16 protein-coding genes are annotated in these 17,273 nt (G+C 43.8%); 12 read left to right on the top strand and 4 right to left on the bottom strand.

The features are described from left to right. Positions 1-296 precede the first annotated feature (296 nt). Entirely contained in the window at positions 297-926 is a 630-nt protein-coding gene (locus AAFM34_RS17125) for an outer membrane beta-barrel protein (RefSeq protein WP_341664882.1), read from the top strand. A 28-nt stretch (positions 927-954) separates the two neighbouring features. Here AAFM34_RS17125 and AAFM34_RS17120 read toward each other — a convergent pair whose 3' ends face one another. Continuing rightward, positions 955-1,509, bottom strand: a complete 555-nt coding sequence (locus AAFM34_RS17120; RefSeq protein WP_341664880.1) for a gamma-glutamylcyclotransferase family protein — start codon at positions 1,507-1,509, stop codon at positions 955-957. A gap of 259 nt (positions 1,510-1,768) precedes the next feature. Here AAFM34_RS17120 and AAFM34_RS17115 point away from each other — a divergent pair, with 259 nt between their 5' ends. Beyond that, on the top strand, positions 1,769-2,953 hold the full coding sequence (locus AAFM34_RS17115; protein WP_341664878.1) for an NnrS family protein: 1,185 nt from the start codon (positions 1,769-1,771) through the stop codon (positions 2,951-2,953). Positions 2,954-3,039: 86 nt separating this feature from the next. On the opposite strand, the gene dapD is transcribed toward AAFM34_RS17115, so the two are convergent. Both dapD and AAFM34_RS17105 read right to left on the bottom strand, forming a co-directional pair. Continuing rightward, positions 3,040-4,071 carry a 2,3,4,5-tetrahydropyridine-2,6-dicarboxylate N-succinyltransferase gene (gene dapD, locus AAFM34_RS17110; RefSeq protein ID WP_341664876.1) on the bottom strand — a complete coding sequence of 344 codons (1,032 nt, stop codon included), beginning with the start codon at positions 4,069-4,071 and terminating at the stop codon, positions 3,040-3,042. Between the two features lie 275 nt (positions 4,072-4,346). Further along, on the bottom strand, positions 4,347-4,955 hold the full coding sequence (locus AAFM34_RS17105; RefSeq protein WP_114786445.1) for a peroxiredoxin: 609 nt from the start codon (positions 4,953-4,955) through the stop codon (positions 4,347-4,349). Positions 4,956-5,153: 198 nt separating this feature from the next. Between AAFM34_RS17105 and AAFM34_RS17100 the strand changes: the two genes are divergently transcribed. The 3 genes from AAFM34_RS17100 (at position 5,154) to aceA (ending at position 9,731) form a co-directional block, all read left to right on the top strand. Next, entirely contained in the window at positions 5,154-6,059 is a 906-nt protein-coding gene (locus AAFM34_RS17100; protein WP_341664873.1) for a hydrogen peroxide-inducible genes activator, read from the top strand. Between the two features lie 612 nt (positions 6,060-6,671). Beyond that, the gene (aceB, locus tag AAFM34_RS17095) at positions 6,672-8,318 is read left to right on the top strand and encodes a malate synthase A (RefSeq protein WP_341664871.1); all 1,647 of its coding nucleotides are present in this window, start codon (positions 6,672-6,674) and stop codon (positions 8,316-8,318) included. Positions 8,319-8,417: 99 nt separating this feature from the next. Further along, a complete protein-coding gene (aceA, locus tag AAFM34_RS17090) occupies positions 8,418-9,731 on the top strand; it encodes an isocitrate lyase (RefSeq protein WP_341664869.1) in 1,314 nt (437 codons plus the stop codon). 67 nt (positions 9,732-9,798) lie between these two features. On the opposite strand, the gene AAFM34_RS17085 is transcribed toward aceA, so the two are convergent. Then, entirely contained in the window at positions 9,799-10,239 is a 441-nt protein-coding gene (locus AAFM34_RS17085; RefSeq protein ID WP_160925950.1) for a CBS domain-containing protein, read from the bottom strand. A 306-nt stretch (positions 10,240-10,545) separates the two neighbouring features. On the opposite strand from AAFM34_RS17085, the gene queA reads away from it, so the two are divergent. From queA to AAFM34_RS17050, 7 genes are all read left to right on the top strand, one after another. After that, complete coding sequence (gene queA / locus AAFM34_RS17080; RefSeq protein WP_341664865.1) at positions 10,546-11,604, top strand: tRNA preQ1(34) S-adenosylmethionine ribosyltransferase-isomerase QueA; 1,059 nt, start codon at positions 10,546-10,548, stop codon at positions 11,602-11,604. 132 nt (positions 11,605-11,736) lie between these two features. After that, positions 11,737-12,873, top strand: coding sequence for a tRNA guanosine(34) transglycosylase Tgt (gene tgt / locus AAFM34_RS17075; protein WP_152429656.1), 1,137 nt, complete (start codon positions 11,737-11,739; stop codon positions 12,871-12,873). A 163-nt stretch (positions 12,874-13,036) separates the two neighbouring features. Further along, positions 13,037-13,363 carry a preprotein translocase subunit YajC gene (yajC, locus tag AAFM34_RS17070; protein WP_152429657.1) on the top strand — a complete coding sequence of 109 codons (327 nt, stop codon included), beginning with the start codon at positions 13,037-13,039 and terminating at the stop codon, positions 13,361-13,363. A gap of 20 nt (positions 13,364-13,383) precedes the next feature. Beyond that, positions 13,384-15,240 carry a protein translocase subunit SecD gene (secD, locus tag AAFM34_RS17065; RefSeq protein WP_341664862.1) on the top strand — a complete coding sequence of 619 codons (1,857 nt, stop codon included), beginning with the start codon at positions 13,384-13,386 and terminating at the stop codon, positions 15,238-15,240. Between the two features lie 14 nt (positions 15,241-15,254). After that, on the top strand, positions 15,255-16,205 hold the full coding sequence (gene secF, locus AAFM34_RS17060) for a protein translocase subunit SecF (RefSeq protein ID WP_341664860.1): 951 nt from the start codon (positions 15,255-15,257) through the stop codon (positions 16,203-16,205). Between the two features lie 119 nt (positions 16,206-16,324). Continuing rightward, positions 16,325-16,657, top strand: a complete 333-nt coding sequence (locus tag AAFM34_RS17055; protein WP_239172849.1) for a DUF1904 domain-containing protein — start codon at positions 16,325-16,327, stop codon at positions 16,655-16,657. A gap of 63 nt (positions 16,658-16,720) precedes the next feature. After that, a complete protein-coding gene (locus AAFM34_RS17050) occupies positions 16,721-17,245 on the top strand; it encodes a penicillin-insensitive murein endopeptidase (RefSeq protein WP_371833285.1) in 525 nt (174 codons plus the stop codon). Positions 17,246-17,273 lie beyond the last annotated feature (28 nt).

The following is a 17,273-nucleotide window of genomic DNA, read 5'->3' as shown; positions in this document are numbered from 1 at the left end:
TGATGGGATCATTCAATTGATCTGCCGATTAATGTTTAACTGATCGGCATTAGGGAGCTTAGGCTCCCTTTTCGCTTTTCCCTCAATCGATATACCTACCACGCCGCATCTATAAATTTTTACATTGAGTCTTAAACGAGCGTCTAATTACCTTCATTATTGTTGATTTATTAACCAAGCAAATCAATTGGCGTGATTTTTTTGTATTTAATCTTGCAATAAAGTGTACATTATTATCAGATCTATCTATTGTTTTCCGGTTTTTTTAAAACATAAGTCAAATAATAGGTATAAAAATGAAAAAAGCAGTCTTAGCCGCATTTGTTGCAGCGGCTTCGTTTCAAGCAGTGGGTGCAGAGAATATAGGGTCACAACATGGCTACCTTGATGAAGGTTGGTATATTGGTGCTGATATTATTGGTACCACTTTTGAGGCGGATGAAAGTGATAGCTCACCATCCTCGACCAGTGGTGCGATTTCGATTGGTTATGACTTTAAGCTTGCGGACTCCGTAATTCTTGGGGTTGAGGCTGAGTTTGCTGACTATGGTAAGTTTGACTTTATCCCGACAGGGGGTACTGGTGCTAAACAAACTAATGATACACACGCGTTATCATTCTATTTGAAGCCTAAATACTTTATTCCAGGATCTTCATTCTACTTTGGTGCTGTCTTCGGGGTAGGTATGTACAAAATGAAGTCAAGTTGGACGGGGCCTGTTGAATATGTGGATTCATTCGACTCTACCCTATTTACAAGAAAAGAAACTATAAATGATAGCGACAATGAAACTGAGTTTGTCTACGGTCTAGAAACGGGATATGCACTGAACAACAATATAATACTAAATGCTGGATATCGAATGGCTAACCTTAAGTATTATGAACATGATACTTGGTATCTCGGTCTAGACTATAAGTTCTGATAACCCAATTAGCGTCAACGAAGGGAGCTTAGGCTCCCTTTAGTAGTTTATCTATCAAACAATAGTGATGTTGCTGCACGCCGGCCAAATGGGCATATGTTGGGGTATGGCGATCGTTTTGACGTGGGCAGTGCCAGCCTAAAGTATGCTCTATAAATTGCTTGGCAAAAGACTCTGAAATATCTAGGCAGCCGGCGAGTACGGTATCCACATAGCTTTGCATTATAGGCACTTGTTCACAGGGCTGCTTGGCGTCATCATTAATATACAACCAGATATGATCGCTTGAGGTGAGCGAGTGGGTGGTATCTATCTCAGTGAGAGAGACTTGAATGCGCTGGTAATTGCGCTCTCTAGTATCAAACTCTTTTAGCTCATTTTGAGCAATTTCAATTAACACCCCATTGACTAGCCCTTGGCCTTTTTGTACCACCAAAGGCGATAGGGTATAGCTTGTATCCAGTTTTCCCCATATGCGCTTAAACCCGTGAATAACCGCAGGGTGCGCAAGGCCGGTTGCGCCGGTTAATTGCCGTGATGCTGAGTTAATTAAGCTGCCATAACCAAATATATACGTCGCCACTTGTTTTCCCTTTTGTGCTTTGCTGTCTTTTAATGCTTTACCGCAAATATAACCCTTTTTATCGATGAGGTACCAATTAGAGCTTATCCACACCGTGGTTGATTATTGTGTCAATATGACAATAAAGAGTAATCTTGACCTTGTTTTTATCGAGTCTTAATGACTTTATTTGCTTTTATTTTTATATAAAACAATGATTTGAGTTCGGGAATAAATATTGCTTACTTTTCTGTATTTAGCTTATTTTACGGGGCATACAGTGATCAATATTAGTGATAAAAGAATAGAAGATGCCATTATACCTGTTTTTCGTCTAGCCTTTCGACCATTTTTCCTCCTTGGTGCAAGCTATGCGGCAATTGCTATAACGCTATGGGTATGGATGTTTCAAACGGGCCAACCCATTCGCTTACAAGTGCCTGCTTTATGGTGGCATGCTCACGAAATGATATTTGGCTTTTCTATGGCTATCGTCGTTGGATTTGTTTTGACTGCGGTGCAGAATTGGACAGGGATCAATGGCACCAAAAGTTATCGATTAGCCCTACTGGTTAACTTATGGCTTTTGCCTCGGTTATTGTTTTGGACTGAGTCACCTTTATGGCTGATTGCTGCTATTGAAAGCCTGTTTATCGCCATGGTTGCCTATGAGACAGGTGTTCGAGTCATCAAGGCCAAAGGATGGCGCAATGCATTCTTTATTCCTTTATTTGTATTGGCTTTACTGGCTAACTTAGCCAGCTATGCGTCACTACAAGATATTGGGCCTTTTTCTTCATCTGATGTTTGGCTGGCAATGTTGTGGTGGTTTACGATTTTGCTCTCGGTCATGGGCGCAAGAGTTATCCCATTTTTTACTGCTCGCCGGCTAAACACTCTCAAGCCTTCTGCAATTCTTTGGCTTGAGGCTTTGGCTATTTTGCCTTTACTGGTGTTGTTTAATCTTAGCTTTTTACCGACAGAATTCGCGCATTTGGAACAAGTGATGATGCTTGTCTCTGGAGCGGCGCATTTGGTTATTGTCATCAGGTGGCAGCCTTGGCGCACTTACCGAGAGCCTTTGTTATGGTCGCTGCATCTGGCTTACTTTTGTATTCCGATGAGCTTGGTTCTGCGCGCAGGACTTAGCCATACGTATGCGGCGCATAATATGCTGCATTTATTTGTGATTGGTGCTCTGGGTGGTTTGATTTTGGCTATGATAACTCGAGTGACAATGGGACATACAGGGCGCGCTATTTATCAAGGCCCTAGTATGGCGATAGGCTTTGCTGCCTTGATGATAGCAGCGATTGTGCGTAGTGTAGGTGTAACGATTTGGCCTGAGAAGCTTATTTTACTGCTCGATATTAGCGGCTTTCTATGGGCACTAGCCTTCACGATATACTTAGTCAAATTTGGGTTTATGCTTGTGACAGCCAGAGTCGATGGACATCCTGGGTAGGGTGGTTAGAGATAGTGGAGCTGTAGGCATAAACAAAAGGCTGATGGTTTACCACCAGCCTTTCAATCGTAAGCAGTGCACAAAACTTAGTTGTTACTGTGCAGCTCTGAGTTAAGTTCTACCGCGGTTTTGTTAGCTAGACACTCAATCTGACCTGTGACTGAATTGCGACGGAAAAGTAAGTCGGATACGCCAGTAAGATCGCGTGCTTTAACTGTCTCAACCTCATTACCTTGCGAATCTAGCATGAGGACCTTTGAGCCAGCGGTGACATACAAACCAGACTCGACAGTGCAGCGATCGCCAAGTGGGAAGCCAAGACCAGCATTGGCGCCAAGAAGAGAGCTTTCACCAATAGACACAACAACGGAGCCACCGCCAGATAGTGTACCCATAATCGAGGCGCCGCCACCAATATCAGAGCCATTGCCAACCACTACACCAGCAGAAATACGGCCTTCAACCATGCTTGTTCCAGTTGTTCCCGCATTGAAGTTGATGAAGCCTTCATGCATTACCGTTGTACCTTCACCCACATGTGCGCCAAGGCGAACGCGAGCTGTATCCGCAATGCGAACGCCAGCAGGTACCACGTAATCGACCATTTTCGGGAATTTATCAACGCAATCAACCGACAAATGACGTCCCGCTAAGCGAGCTTCAATTTGACGCTCAGCAAGTTCTGGCAGATCAATTGGACCCTCGTTAGTCCAAGCAATATTGTGCAGCAGGCCAAAAATGCCATCGAGTACGGTGCCGTGAGGCAGAACTAAACGGTTAGAGATAAGTTGCAGTTTCAGAAAGCCTTCTGCAACAGAAGAGGGCTTTTCATCTGTTTTGAGAATAACAAGCACTAGCGGCTGCTCAGACTCGGTGGCTTTAGCTGCAAATTTAGCGTTATTGCTATCACCGTTGGTTTCGAATGCTTTAGCAAGCTGTGCACTTTGGCTCGCAGTCACCTCTATAACTTGGTTGCCTTCTTGGTAACCCGTTACTTCCGCTAGTGAATCGACCAGTGCATCAGTGGGTGCTAGTACAGGATGGGGGAAAAAGGCTTCGATGATTTTTCCATCACGGTTTTTCGTTGCCGTGCCGAAAGCGAGAGAGAAAGTAGCCATGTTTTGAATCTCCGTTGGGTCAAGGAAAACGAGTTTCCCTTCTAAGCTTGTATTGTGTTCATCATAAGGAGAGTGTTTTCGTCTTTAAAGCACCGCGATGGATAACGTCTGAAGGTCGATACTTTTTGTCTTTTTACCGACACTCTGTCTTTTTATCTATATTGGTTAGCTCAATATAGCGTGGATGAAAATCAAAAAGAGCCCAAACATGGTTTGAGCTCTTTGCAAAGTATCTTTCGCATTAACTGACTATTCGTCAGTTGCGGCTAAGTCTATTATTTGCTTAGGTCGCTAGCGTGCTCAGATAGGAATGCTGCAACACCTTTTGGAGATGCATCCATACCAGCTTTACCTTCTTCCCATTGCGCAGGACATACTTCGCCGTGCTTCTGGTGGAAGTTTAGCGCGTCAACCATGCGTAGCATTTCGTCAATGTTACGGCCTAATGGAAGGTCGTTAACCACTTGGTGACGAACAACACCTTCTTCGTCGATTAAGAAAGAACCACGGAATGCAACGCCTGCTTCTGGGTGCTCAACGTCGTAAGCTTTGCAGATTTCGTGCTTAACGTCTGCAACCAGTGGGTATTTCACTTCACCGATGCCGCCATCTTCGATAGCCGTGTTACGCCATGCATTGTGCGAGAATTGAGAATCGATAGAAACACCGATTACTTCAACGCCTTTTTCTTGGAAGTCAGCTAGACGATTGTCGAATGCAATAAGCTCTGATGGGCAAACGAACGTGAAATCTAGTGGGTAGAAGAAAACAACCGCTTTCTTACCTTTAGTGAATTCTGCAAAGTTGAAGTTGTCAACGATTTCACCGTTACCTAGAACAGCTGCCGCAGTAAAGTCAGGGGCTTGACGACCTACTAGTACCATTATTTTGCTCCTAAAAAGTATGGTTAGTTCCAAACCATCTTGAGTAATTTTGGTTTGGTCCGTGTTTGTGCGAGACAAACTATAGTACAGATTGTAGTATTGAAAAAAGCGAAATAAATAGATTAAGTTAATCGAAAAAAACGATAGGTCAAAATCTATGCGCTGTTCACTAAACTGAGACGTTTAAAAAACAAAATTATGATTAAATGGCCAAACCTTAAACAGTTACATTATCTGATCACACTACATGAAACTCGCCACTTTAGTGAAGCCGCCAAAAAGTGCTTTGTGAGTCAATCAACCTTGAGTAAAGGGATTCAAAATCTGGAAGATTTGATTGGCTGCCCGCTTTATGAAAAAAAAGACAAAAAGGGGCCGCTTGTTTTTACTTTGGCGGGAGAGCAGGTGGTAAAACAAGGTCGTGAGTTACTGGCCAAAGGCCAAGACTTGGTTGAGTTAGGTCGGCAGTGTCAAGGAGGAGAGATGCAAGGGCAATTGCGACTAGGTTGTATCCCAACCATAGCGCCATTTTTGCTCTGTGATCTTGTCCAAGAAGTGAATCAACGTTTTCCTTTGCTTAATCTCTTGTTAAGAGAAGATACCACTAATAATTTGTTGGCCGCGCTTCGCCATGGTGAATTGGATATATTGATCTTAGCCTTGCCCGTTGATCTCGATGGTATGGAGAGCAAAATTGTTGGCAATGATCCGTTTAAGATGATCATTAGTCGCCAACAGGCGAATACCATTCGTACACCCATTAAATACGACGACCTTCCCGATGAATCTGTATTTTTGCTTGAAAAAGAGCACTGTTTGACTGAGCATGCGGTGTCAGCCTGCCAGCTAACCAGAAAAGAAAAGATTAACCCATTTTCTGCCACAAGTTTGCATACTTTGGTTCAAATGGTGGCGAATGGCATGGGCACCACTTTTATCCCTCAGATGGCGATTGACCATGGGTTGATTGAAAACCAAAATTTGGTGGTTGTCGATCCGCCAGAGCAACAAGCTCACCGACATATAGGTTTGGTCTGGAGACCCAGTTCTTCAAGAGTCAACACCTTTAATCAGCTAGCACAAGTCGTTTCTGAGCTACTTTAAGTGTAGTGATTATGATCTATTCTCTGTTTTAGCCAGTTTTACTGACTGGTTTTTATCTATGAAATGGTTTTTTATTCTGTTGGTGAAGTTTAACTTGTAAAATTTCACAGCTTTTTCTTGGCGAAGGTTTCATTAAATAGTGAAACTTCACAGTGTCAATTTTACAATCTCTTTCATCTTGCTTGTTTGAAGTGACTTTACCCGCGGTGCTTGTACATCAAAGTATAAGGAGCCACTCCTTGTTGAAATAAATTAAACGCTTGTTTGAAAGCTCTTCAGGTTACTCGTCTATTGGTAATTTAATTACGAAGCTAAATTTCATCAATAATGAAAAATCAATAACTTAAAGTCAAAAAGATAAAATGTTGAATTTTGTTTTTCACGCTCTTGAGAGCTTTTTATTTAATCTTTAATTGTTATAGTTTAATGAGAGTTTGATAGGTTTTTGACGCTATGTGTTAGCTATGTTTCGCGGTTATCTTTGGTCTAATACATAGCATAGATAGTACAGTGTCTTTGTCGTTTTATAGTTACATATGTAATTTTCATTGACTGTCTTGGTATGCGTAATCAATACCATACTTGGATTGTTGACCGGAGAAGGTAAAGGAAATGCTTTTGAAGACTTCAGCTACAGAAAATACAGTTAAGCAAACACAAGAAAATGGTGTGAATAAAGGCAGCTTAGAAATTACCGCTCCTCTTTCATCAGAGCATCAAGCGATTTTTTCTGATGAATGTCAGGGATTTTTGTCTCTCTTATGTGAGAAATTTGCTGGTCAAAACCAAGTATTACTAACGGCTCGTGAAGAATATCAGGCTCGTATTGATGCTGGCTCTTTACCTGACTTTGATCCGGATACGCAAGAAATCAGAGACAGTGATTGGAAGGTAAGCCAAATTCCAAACGACCTTCAAGATCGCCGAGTTGAGATCACTGGGCCAACGGATCGAAAGATGGTCATCAATGCATTAAACGCTAAGGTAAAAGTGTTTATGGCTGACTTTGAAGATTCTATGTCGCCAGATTGGACGCAATTATTAGATGGTCAGATAAATTTACGCGATGCAATAAATGGCACTATATCCTACCAGGATCCGAAAAGTGGAAAGCAGTATCGACTTAAAGATGACCCTGCGGTGCTGATTTGTCGCGTCAGAGGTATTCACCTTAAAGAAAAGCATGTGCTTTTAAATGGCAAACCGATTCCGGGGGCTTTGTTTGATTTCGCTGTTTATTTTCATAATAACCACCAGAGCTTAATCAAAAAAGGCAGTGGCCCTTATTTCTATTTGCCCAAGCTTCAATCCTACCAAGAAGCTCAGTGGTGGAGTCAAATATTCCACTTTACTGAACAGTATTACGGTTTAGAGACTGGAAGGATAAAAGCGACCGTTTTGATTGAAACCATCCCTGCGGTATTTGCGATGGATGAGATTTTGTTTGCCCTTAAAGAGCATATCGTTGGTCTTAATTGTGGCCGCTGGGATTATATCTTTAGCTATATCAAGACACTAAAAAATCACCCCGACCGTATCTTACCTGATAGGCAGAGTGTCACTATGGATCAGCCTTTTCTCAATGCCTATTCTCGTTTGCTTATTCGAACCTGTCATCGGCGCGGCGCATTTGCTATGGGAGGAATGGCCGCATTTATTCCAGCTAAGGATCCAGAGCAGAATCAGCAAGTGCTTAATAAGATCCAAACCGATAAATCATTGGAAGCGCAAAATGGTCATGATGGCACTTGGGTCGCTCACCCTGGGTTGGCAGAGACCGCAATCAAAGTCTTTAACCATGTGTTGGCAGAGCGAAGCAACCAACTTGATGTTACTCGTGAAGGTGATGCTCCTGTCCTAGCTCAAGATTTACTTAGACCTTGCCAAGGTGAGCGTACCGAGCAAGGCATGAGACACAATATCAGGGTGGCGCTGCAATACGTTGAAGCCTGGATTTCAGGCAATGGCTGTGTGCCGATTTATGGATTGATGGAAGATGCTGCGACGGCCGAAATTTCAAGAGCATCCATTTGGCAGTGGATCAAGCATGGTAAATCTCTAGATAACGGGCAAGTTGTCTCCAAAGCACTGTTTGAACAGTACTTGAATGAAGAGATAAATGTTGTTAAAGCAGAACTCGGTGATGAGCGTTATCAAGCTGGACGTTTTGAAGAAGCGGCGAATTTGATGGCCAAACTCACGACCAGTCAAGAGCTAAGCGATTTTCTCACCATTCCAGGATATGACTACCTAGATTAATCACCAACATCGTCAGTAACATCGATCGTAAACAGCGGAGAAGGAAGTACCGCTGATATAACAACAGCAATATTGGTTCATCAATAGAAGGAAATAACGATGACAAACTTAACTCGCCGCCAACAAATTGAGGCAATCGAACAAGACTGGGCAACCAATCCGCGTTGGAAAAATGTCAAACGCCCTTATAGTGCAGAAGAGGTGGTCACTTTACGAGGATCCATGGTACCGGAAAATACCATAGCTCAGCGCGGTGCAGACAAGCTTTGGGCCTTGGTCAATGGCGATGCTAAGAAAGGTTATGTCAATTGTCTTGGCGCGCTGACTGGAGGGCAAGCGGTGCAGCAGGCTAAAGCGGGTATCGAGGCGGTTTATTTATCTGGTTGGCAGGTTGCCGCTGATAACAATACCGCATCGTCTATGTACCCTGATCAATCTTTATACCCTGTCGATTCTGTGCCTGCTGTGGTGAAAAGGATCAACAATTCTTTTCGCCGCGCCGATCAAATCCAATGGTCAAACGGCAAGTCACCAAATGATGAAGGTGGGATTGACTACTTCCTGCCAATTGTAGCTGATGCTGAAGCTGGGTTTGGCGGGGTACTAAACGCCTACGAGTTAATGAAGTCCATGATCGATGCTGGCGCGGCTGGAGTGCATTTTGAAGACCAGCTTGCTTCAGTGAAAAAGTGTGGTCATATGGGCGGTAAGGTGCTAGTTCCTACTCAAGAAGCAGTGCAAAAGCTGGTTGCTGCGCGCTTGGCTGCCGATGTGGCGGGAACAAGAACCTTGGTTATTGCTCGTACTGATGCTAATGCAGCGGATCTTTTGACCTCAGACTGCGATCCGTATGATAAAGATTTTATTCAAGGTGAACGTACTCAAGAAGGGTTTTATCGTGTGCGTGCTGGTATTGATCAAGCGATCTCCAGAGGCCTTGCGTATGCTCCTTATGCCGATCTTATTTGGTGTGAAACCGCTACGCCTTGTTTAGAAGAAGCGCGCAAGTTTGCTAAGGCGATCCATGCTCAATATCCAGAGCAGCTGCTCGCTTATAACTGTTCCCCCTCATTTAACTGGGAGAAAAATCTTGACGCTGAAACTATTGCTAAGTTTCAGCAAGAGCTGTCGGATATGGGGTACAAATACCAATTTATCACCTTAGCAGGGATCCACAATATGTGGTTCAACATGTTTGAACTCGCGCATGATTATGCCCAAGGTGAGGGAATGCGCCATTATGTTGAGAAAGTTCAGCGCCCAGAATTTAAAGCAGCAGAAAAAGGGTATACCTTTGTTGCGCACCAGCAAGAAGTCGGTACGGGTTATTTTGATAAAATGACCAACACGATTCAGGGAGGAAACTCTTCTGTCACCGCTTTGACAGGATCGACCGAAGAAGATCAGTTCTAGAACATGACAGCGAGCCACTGCTTGTTTGGTGACTCGCTACTTTTCAAAAGATTAAAAGTGCATTGTTTTAATCGATTTCCTCAGGTTCCATTTCTTCTTGTAGCTCCAGCAAGTTAATTGCGATGGCTACAAAATCAGTATCGGTAATGATACCCACGAGTTGCCCTTTGTCGACCACAGGTAGACAGCCAACCTTGTGCTTTTGCATGTAGAGCGCACTTTGTTTTAATCCCGCTTGTGGTGCAACTGTCATTAAATCGGTTTTCATGACTTCATACAGCGGCGTATTCAGAGTAAAGGCTTGGTTTTCGGGGATGTTTTGTAGACTGGATTCTTGCGCTGCCAACACATCACGTTGTGATACTACGCCCAGCAACTGCTTATGAGCATCGACAATAGGAATATGGCGAATATCTAGTGCGTCCATGGTATGTTTGGCGTCTGAAAGTTGGTGCGAACGTAATAAAGTATGTGGGTTACGTGTCATCATGTCTTCGACTTTTATCATGGCTGCCTCCTGAGTTGTTGTTTTATCTTCTCTACTATAGACGCTTTCAGTTAGAGAGTTTGAGAGGTGGCAAGGTTTTTAGTTTTAACTTGTCAAAATCAATGTGGCAAATTATGTACAGTCACTAGATTCAACTTTACAGCTATCAATCAAATCAACATGGATTACAAATATTCACACCTCAATCCTTGCTATTGAGTACGTCCAGCATATACTAGTCGGCTGCGAAAAACTCGTCGTCTGTTTGTGACAGAATCAGTTCGGCTTTGATCACAGCAAGAGAAACCACGACAAAAGATTAGTAAGATGCAAGTATCCGATTTTCACTTTGATTTACCTGATGAGCTTATTGCTCGTTATCCTCAACCAGAGCGTACCGCCAGCCGACTACTTCAGTTAGATGGCAATACAGGTCAAGTTTGCGATGGCACATTTACTGATGTCTTAGAGCAGATTCAAGCAGGAGATTTGGTCGTGTTTAATAATACGCGCGTTATTCCTGCGCGTATGTTTGGTCGCAAAGAGTCAGGTGGCAAATTAGAAGTCTTGGTAGAAAGAATGCTAGATGAGCATCGCATACTGGCTCATGTTCGTTGTTCTAAATCTCCTAAACCAGGCTCGACAATCGTTCTAGGCGAAAACGATGAATACTCAGCCAAGATGATGGCTCGGCATGAAGCCTTATTTGAGTTGAAGTTTGAGTCGGATAAAACAGTATTAGAGATTTTAGAGCATATTGGTCATATGCCTTTACCGCCTTATATTGATAGACCTGACGAAGACTCGGATAAAGAACGTTATCAAACGGTATACAACCAAAAGCCAGGCGCTGTCGCTGCTCCGACCGCAGGGCTGCATTTTGATGATGCTTTACTTGCTAAGATCCAGGCAAAAGGTGCAGAGCTTGCCTATGTGACACTGCATATCGGAGCAGGCACTTTCCAGCCAGTTAAAGTTGATAATATTCACGATCATCATATGCACGCTGAGTATGTGGAAGTCCCTCAGCAAGTCGTCGATGCTATCAACAAAACCAAATCTCGCGGTGGTAAAATTATCGCCGTGGGGACGACCTCGGTTCGTTCTTTAGAAAGCGCCGCACAAGATGCGCTCAAAAAAGGCACAGAACTGGCTCCCTTTTTTGGGGATACGGAAATATTTATTTATCCAGGATATGAATATCAATTGGTTGACTGCTTGATCACAAATTTTCATCTTCCAGAATCAACCTTGATTATGTTGGTGAGTGCGTTTGCTGGTTTTGAGCATACGATGAATGCCTATAAACATGCCGTTGAGAACAAGTATCGCTTTTTCTCCTATGGTGATTCCATGTTTATTAGTAAGAGAACGCTTGAGCGTTAAATAAAAATTTAAGGGTGTTCGCGGTGAATAAGGCTGCCAATATTAAATAGCTTTTGGCTGGCTTAATCGCTGGTTTTGATGCGAATACTCGGCACTTTTGGTCAGACTGTATTTCTGACATTGGGAGGCTTGGTGAAATTAAAATTTGATCTGAAAAAGAAAGACGGCACGGCGCGTCGAGGTCAGCTGACTTTTGAACGTGGTAGTGTGCAAACCCCTGCTTTTATGCCGGTTGGTACTTATGGCACGGTGAAAGGCATGACGCCAGAAGAGGTAAAAGGGACTGGAGCAGAGATTTTGCTTGGTAATACTTTCCACCTTTGGCTACGCCCAGGACAAGAAGTCATGAAAATGCATGGCGACCTGCATGATTTTATGAATTGGCAGGGACCTATCTTAACCGATTCAGGGGGCTTTCAGGTCTTTAGTCTGGGGGATATCCGCAAAATTACCGAGCAAGGTGTACATTTCCGTAATCCAGTAAACGGAGATAAAATTTTCATGGACGCAGAAAAGTCGATGGAAATTCAGCAAGATCTCGGTTCAGACATCGTGATGATTTTCGACGAGTGTACGCCTTATCCAGCGACGCACGATCAAGCCAAGAAATCGATGGAAATGTCACTGCGATGGGCGCAGCGCTCACGTGATCATTTTGACAAACTAGAAAACCCCAACAGCCTATTTGGTATTGTACAGGGCGGCGTTTACGAAGATTTACGTGACGTATCGGTCAAAGGTTTGACTGACATCGGCTTTGACGGTTATGCCGTTGGTGGGCTCGCGGTTGGTGAGCCGAAAGAAGACATGCATCGTGTACTTGAGCACACTTGCCCACAACTTCCAGAAGACAAACCTCGTTATCTTATGGGGGTTGGAAAGCCGGAAGACTTAGTTGAAGGTGTTCGCCGTGGTATCGATATGTTTGATTGTGTGATGCCGACACGTAATGCCCGTAACGGACACCTGTTTGTTACTGGTGGTGTGATCAAGATCCGTAATGCTAAACATAAAACCGATACAACACCTCTGGATCCTGAGTGTGACTGTTACACTTGCCAGAATTATTCAAAAGCGTATTTGCACCATCTTGATCGCTGTAATGAAATTTTGGGTGCTCGCCTCAATACCATCCATAACCTTCGTTACTATCAACGCGTGATGGAAGGTATTCGTCAAGCAATCGATGAAGATCGCTTTGATGAGTTTGTTAAAGAGTTTTATGCTCGCCGAAATCGTGAAGTACCACCTTTGGCAAAAGAGCAATAAAGATGAACAGCCTTTGGTATTGCGCCAAAGGCTTTTGTGAATTAGTTAGGCAAATTCTTGGGAATTTTGAGACTAGGCTCTCTAAATGTTTGAGTGTCTCTTGAAACCTTGATGCCCAAGCCCAACTTGGATATTTAATAAAAGTAAATAGAGGATTGTTTTAATGTTGATTACTCCAGCTTATGCCGCAGATGGCGCACCCGCAGGTGGTGGTTTTGAAATGCTGATCATGCTAGGTATGTTTGCGGTTATCTTTTACTTCATGATTTACCGCCCACAAGCTAAGCGCGTTAAAGAGCATAAGAGCCTAATGGCATCGATGGGCAAAGGTGACGAAGTACTGACTAGCGGTGGCTTGGTAGGAAAAATTACCAAAATCGCAGAAGACAACGACTATATTTCTGTTGAACTCAATGCTAACAACGAAATCGTTATCAAGAAAGATTTTGTGACTGCAGTGCTGCCAAAAGGTACGCTTAAATCTCTATAAACAGCTAAAGGATCCTCGCTGTGCTTAACCGCTATCCATTATGGAAGTATTTGATGGTGGTGCTAACCATTGCCATTGCTGCTTTATACGCACTTCCAAACATCTATGGTGAAGATCCAGCTATTCAAATTACAGGGGCGCGTGGCGCCTCTGTCGATATGTCGACGCTGGACTCTATCACTCAAGCTCTGAATGAAAAGGGCTTATCTCAAAAATCCATTGCCCTTGAAGATGGCTCCATTCTTGTACGTTTCAATGACACAGATACTCAGCTAAGTGCTAGAGATGTCATCAATGAAGCCTTAGGTAAAGACAAGATTGTTGCTTTAAACCTTGCTCCTGCGACACCGGACTGGCTTGATGCGATTGGTGCTGCACCAATGAAATTAGGTTTAGACCTTCGTGGTGGTGTTCACTTCCTGATGGAAGTTGATATGGACGCTGCGATGGAGAAACTGGTCAGTCAACAAGAAGAAGCATTTCGTAGCGAGCTGCGTGAAGCTAAGATCCGCTATCGAGCAATTCGCCCTGCAGAGCAAGATTCGGTTGAAGTCTTACTTCGTAACGAAGAGCAACTTGCCGATGCTAAGCGTCTCTTAACCCAAAATCATCCAGATATGACGTTTGTGGACTCAGACGCTGGTGGTCGATTTACGCTCACAGCGACATTTACTGAGCAACGCCTGGCTGAAATCCGCAACTATGCAGTAGAGCAGAATATCACCATTTTGCGTAACCGAGTTAATGAACTTGGGGTTGCTGAGCCTCTAGTTCAGCGTCAAGGCGCAAGCCGTATTGTTGTCGAATTACCAGGTGTTCAAGATACCGCTCGTGCCAAGGAAATCTTGGGTGCCACTGCAACGCTTGAATTTCGTGAAGTGGATGACAGAGCGGATCTAGCTGCAGCTGCAAGTGGCAGAGCACCAGCAGGTAGTGAGATCAAACAAGATCGCGATGGACGCCCTGTGGTTTTGAAAAAGCGCGTGATCTTAGGTGGCTCAAGCATTACGGATGCAAGCTCTAGTACTGATGAATACGGACGACCTCAAGTTAATATCTCACTTGATAGTGAAGGTGGCAGTAAAATGTCGTCTTTCTCGAAAAAGAATATTGGCCAACTGATGGCAACCGTATTTGCTGAGTACAAAGACAGTGGTCGACGTACGCCTGAAGGTAAAGTTATTCTGAGTAAGCACGAGGAAGTCATCAACCAAGCTACCATTCAATCAGCGCTTGGTCGTAATTTCCGTATTACTGGTATCGATACTGCTGCCGAAGCACACAATCTCGCTTTATTGCTTCGCGCAGGTGCCTTGATCGCTCCAATATCTATCGTTGAAGAACGTACCATTGGTCCTTCTATGGGACAACAAAATATAGATATGGGGGTGATGGCGTGTATCTGGGGTATGGTTGCGGTGATGTTGTTTACTTTGCTTTACTACCGCAAGTTTGGCTTTATCGCCAATATGGCGCTGATGGTGAACCTAGTTCTTATCATAGGGGTGATGTCTATGATACCGGGTGCGACCATGACGCTTCCGGGCATTGCAGGTATCGTTTTGACAGTTGGTATGGCGGTGGATGCCAATGTGCTGATTTTTGAACGGATACGTGAAGAGCTTCGCGACGGTCGAAATCCACAGCAAGCGATTCATCAAGGTTATGCTAATGCATTTAGTACCATTGCTGATGCCAACATTACCACACTGATCACGGCGATTATTTTGTTTGCTGTTGGTACGGGAGCGATCAAAGGTTTTGCCGTGACGCTTTCCATTGGTATTTTGACTTCCATGTTTACTGCCATCATAGGAACGCGCTGCGTTGTTAACTTGATGTATGGCGGAAAGCGCATCAATAAATTGTCGATCTAAGGCTGGAGATGATTATGTTTCAGATTCTAAAAGCAGACAAAATGATCGACTTTATGCGTTGGTCAAAATTCGCCTTCCTTTTATCGATTTTGATGATTGGTGCATCGATATTTACTCTGTCAACTAAGTGGCTGAATTGGGGTCTGGATTTTACCGGAGGAACCCTAATCGAAGTTGGCTTTGAACAGCCTGCCAACTTAGAGGAAATTCGTATCGCGCTTGATGCAAAAGGCTTTGGCGATGCTACGGTGCAAAACTTTGGTAGTTCACGCGATGTCATGGTTCGGTTACGTCCTCGTGAAAACGTCGCGGGAGAGACGCTGGGCAATGAAATCATCAGTGCTATTAAAGCTGGCACAGGTGAAAGCGTTGAAATGCGCCGTATTGAGTTTGTTGGGCCTAATGTTGGTGATGAGCTAACAGAGGCTGGTGGGCTTGCTATCATTGTTTCTTTGATCTGTATCTTGATATACGTATCCATTCGTTTTGAATGGCGTCTAGCAGCAGGTGCTGTGCTTGCTCTTGCCCACGACGTCATTATTACACTCGGCGTATTCTCCTTGATGCAAATTGAAGTCGATTTGACTATTGTAGCGGCGCTTCTTACGGTTGTGGGTTATTCACTCAACGATACCATAGTGGTATTTGACCGAATTCGAGAGAACTTCCGCAAGATGCGCAAAGGTGAGCCGGCAGAAATTATGGACAGCTCGATTACTCAAACCTTGAGTCGTACCCTTATTACTTCGGGTACAACCTTGTTTGTTGTCATCGCTTTATTTGTTCAGGGCGGTGCCATGATCCATGGTTTTGCTACGGCCCTTCTACTGGGTATCACTGTTGGTACTTATTCGTCTATTTACGTTGCTTCTGCACTAGCGCTTAAGCTAGGGATAACCAAAGAGCACCTTATGCCACCTCAGGTGGAAAAAGAAGGTGCTGAGTTTGACGAAATACCTCAATAAAATACAAGCCGCTGAGAATTCAGCGGCTTTTTTCTTCAATCCATATTTAAAAGAAATAATCGAGATATTATTCACTAACTTGGTATTATGGTGAAAACACAATTATTAGGAAGCCATTAATGCCACATTTACGTTTTCGCGCCATGGAGCCACAAAGTGTTCAGTCTTTATCTAAGTCTTTAATTGATGCTCTGCAGCCACATATGGACTGCCCAAGAGAAGACTTTACATTCGAATATGTCTACACGACTTTTTATCATGAGGGGCAAGTAAGCCAAGCCTATCCTTTCGTCGAGGTACTGTGGTTTGATCGTGGGCAAGAGACTCAGGACGCAGTGGCTAATCTTATCACTGAGCAAGTTCGTCATATTTTAGGTGCGGATGTGGATGTTGCCGTTATCTTTACAGCTCTTGAAGCGAATGCCTACTATGATAATGGTGAGCATTATTAATATGTGTTGAGCCTCTCTCATAAAGGTAAACACATGATGTGATTACTGATAGGAGTGTGGGAGATGCTAGATTGTTGGAAATGGCGCATATTATTCTTGGCTGTTTCATTCTGCCCAACCCTATCCGCTACAGCAAGCCCTTGGGAGAAGGTGAATATTCCTTCAACCCACTCTCCCCAAGCCATCGGCAGCTATGCAAATGGCTGTTTAGCAGGTGGCTCGGCATTACCACTTGAGGGGGCTGGGTATCAAGTTCTTCGAAGCAATCGTCAGAGATATTATGGTCACCCGAGCGCTGTCAGTTTTGTTCAGCGTTTGGGCAAGATGTCAGAGCAATATCTTAATACGCATATACTGGTCGGTGATTTGTCTTTACCGCAAGGTGGTCGTTTTTCTTCAGGCCATACTAGCCATCAAACGGGATTGGACATCGACATTTGGCTTAGGCTGACTCGAGAAAGACTCACAGAGCGCCAGCTACAAAAACCTGTGCCTATTAGTGTGGTTAATATAAAGCAGTATCAAGTGTTAAAGAAAAATTGGGATGCGAGGCATTTTGAATGTAAGCTGGCGGTGAGCCCCATTTAACTGAAAGCTGGCACCGACTAAAAATAGT

The organism is Vibrio sp., assembly GCF_038138445.1.
Lineage (GTDB): Bacteria > Pseudomonadota > Gammaproteobacteria > Enterobacterales > Vibrionaceae > Vibrio.
The sequence above is the reverse complement of the archived record's forward strand: the minus strand, read 5'-3'. Positions and strand labels throughout refer to the sequence as shown.